A 2,889-nucleotide genomic window follows, 5' to 3' on the forward strand; every position below is an offset into this window, starting at 1 on the left:
AATTGTTCATATTCAATATTTTCCCTAATTAAATTTATCTCCATATTATACCTCCTTGTATTTCTATTGGGGTAACATTTGCTAATCGTTACCCTCCTAAAATACCTACTATATAATATATATATAAATAGTTATCAAAATATGATATTTATTTTTTATAATCGTATAACATAATCCACCATATTTCTTAAATAAAAAAAACATATATTTTATAAAATACATTGTTATTACTAACTAAATGCATTTTATTTAATATATGTCTTGTTAATCCTAAATTCATAAGATTAATTTATAAATATAAAAAACGATACTATGATACAGTATCGCTTATCCTGCAAAAACTATTTGAACCGTCTTTGTCAAAACATCTGAATAACTATACGTCACAGTCCTGTGGGTGTCTTTTTCTAATCTAATAACAAAAATATTTGGATATGTCTTTTCAATAACTCCATTATCCACAAGAATTTTTCTTCTTCCACCATTAGCTTTAAGTGTTACCCTTTCGCCAACATGACTTTCAATTTCATCTTTTATTGAGGTCAATACATTAATTTTTTCCACTGCAAACACCCTCTTTCCACATTTTATATTATATATCATATATTTGTTTTTGTCAAGTAGGCATAACATTTTATCACTACTATAACAATTTTGTCAATGTCGATTTTGTGTTAATAAAATTCATTTTTCATTGGTTATTAGTCACATAATTAATTTTCATCTATTTTATGAGCCTTTACCCCCTAAACCCCTAATACAAAATTAATTGTATTATATTTTATATATACTGCGATTTAGGGAACCCCTCTCTATACTTACCTCTAGTTTGCAATCCACCTATACCTGCAATTCCTGTTATAGTATTTTCTATAACATCTTCTATTGCTACAACAGTTTCTATATTTGTATATGCAATCTTTTCTGATACTAAAACAGGATCTAAACAATGGATTAAAACACGATTTGGAGCGCTAGCAAAATTAGCTCCAGCATCTAAAATCGCTTCATAACATGATTGGCATGCGCCAGCAAATATAACTAAATCATCATAACTACTATTATACGATCTAAGCGCAATAACCGTCTCAACAAAATATTTTGAATTTCTATAATTATCTAAATTCATATAATCGGTTATTCCCTTAACCATGCCATCATGCCCTGTAATCACTACTATATCTGGCTTAACTTCTTTAACAAGATTTACTATTTCATTTGCTTGATCTTTTTCAGATATTACTCTACCTATAGCATCCAAAGATAACTGTTTATAAGTCTTTAGACAAACTTCTAAATATTCTGCATCTCCGTCTACATGTAATATTTTACCTGGTCTCCCAAAAATCATATTTTTATTTTTATATTCTTTATATTTTTCTTTTTTTGATTGTAATTCTTTGATTTTCCCTTTAAAATCAACTATTTCTGATTTATCTCCCCTAGTACCTTTAACCCTATTAATTAATATTTTTTTGATAGATTCATTTACCTTTTTATTGAAAACCCTATCAATTTCATAAATAGTATCTTCTGATACTAGTTGTAAATCGTCACCAGTTGAGTCTGCCTCTATCCTTAAATTTATTCCCTTAAGTAAAAACACATCTTTATCATCTCTTATCACAACATCCATTATTTTAAAAGTTATATCCCCACCGTAAGATTTTCTTACTACAATATCTCCTATTTTCACAATACCACCTCCACATTTAATCTCATAGTATATATTATGAAATTATAGCTAATAGGTGAGCATGAAAAAGTTATGTAAATATTTCATCTACATAACTTTAATAAATAATATAATTTAGACTATTTTTGATTAAATACTCTTTTATAATCTTCAATAAATACCATAAACTTATCTTTTTCAGAGATTAACTCCTCCATCTTCTTGTTAAAAGTGTTTTGAATCCATGTAACTTCGTTATAGTAGTATCTATTACACAATCTCCAATAACGTTGTGGGAATACTAGGAATGCATATATAAGTCTGTACTCTTCTAATGACAGAGGATTTACACTGCTGTATGCCTCTAATACTATTTCCGCATACTTTATGTCCCAATCCTGCTTTTTAAGCATTTTGATTAAAAAATTAGATAAATCATATGCTTTTACTTCTCTTTTGCAATAATCAAAATCAATTATGTTTACATCATTATTTTTATCAACAATAATATTATGATAAGTATAATCATGATGGCAAAATCCTTTTTCTTCTTCTGTTTGCCTACATATGTCAAAATACCTTGAGTCATCAAGTATTGCCATAGCTCTTTTACCGAGTATCTTTTGATCCTCTACACTCCTAATATAATTCATATCAAAATCAGTTTTAAAATTTTTCTTTTTTCTAATCATGCCTTGCATTTTATCAAAAGATTTTATTCTTTTTTCCATTAAATTTGGCCATCTTCCAAGATCTGTTTTTAACTTACTGTTTTCAGGTGGATCATACCCTTTTGATGCAATATGCATCAACGCTAAATGTTTTGCAGCTAATACTAAATCTTCTTCATTTCGAAAGTCACACTCGCGACCATCTATCCACTTTGAAAGTGTGTAAATATCTTCATTAACTAATGCATAAGGATTTCCTTCAGTATTTAAAAAATATCTATCCACCTTGTCAAAACCATTATTTGCAAGGTGTTCTTTAGCTCCGTATACAAACAAAAGTTTTTGTGTACCGTAACTTATTTTCTTTAAACACTTTGCTCCATCATCTGTCTTTAATAAATACACTCCCTTGTTGGGACGTATACTTTCTATTTTAATTCCGTATTGTCTTTCAATTTCAAATTCCCTCATCATATTACTCACCCCCCTTATCATTTATATTACTAATATTTCATTTTAGAATAAATTCTTGAATATTTTGAT

Annotated in this window: 3 protein-coding genes; all 3 read right to left on the reverse strand. The window is 28.0% G+C overall.

Annotated elements, in window-relative coordinates; translation table 11 throughout:
• Nucleotides 1–327 precede the first annotated feature (327 nt).
• Complete coding sequence (locus Q0649_RS08885; RefSeq protein WP_071611048.1) at nt 328–564, reverse strand: Veg family protein; 237 nt, start codon at nt 562–564, stop codon at nt 328–330.
• Nucleotides 565–781: 217 nt separating this feature from the next.
• The gene (gene yabG / locus Q0649_RS08890; protein WP_298840438.1) at nt 782–1,696 is read right to left on the reverse strand and encodes a sporulation peptidase YabG; all 915 of its coding nucleotides are present in this window, start codon (nt 1,694–1,696) and stop codon (nt 782–784) included.
• Nucleotides 1,697–1,815: 119 nt separating this feature from the next.
• Nucleotides 1,816–2,820, reverse strand: a complete 1,005-nt coding sequence (locus tag Q0649_RS08895; protein ID WP_298840441.1) for a CotS family spore coat protein — start codon at nt 2,818–2,820, stop codon at nt 1,816–1,818.
• Nucleotides 2,821–2,889 lie beyond the last annotated feature (69 nt).

This window comes from uncultured Clostridium sp. (genome assembly GCF_937920395.1).
In the GTDB taxonomy this organism is placed as follows: Bacteria; Bacillota; Clostridia; order Clostridiales; family Clostridiaceae; genus Clostridium_AD.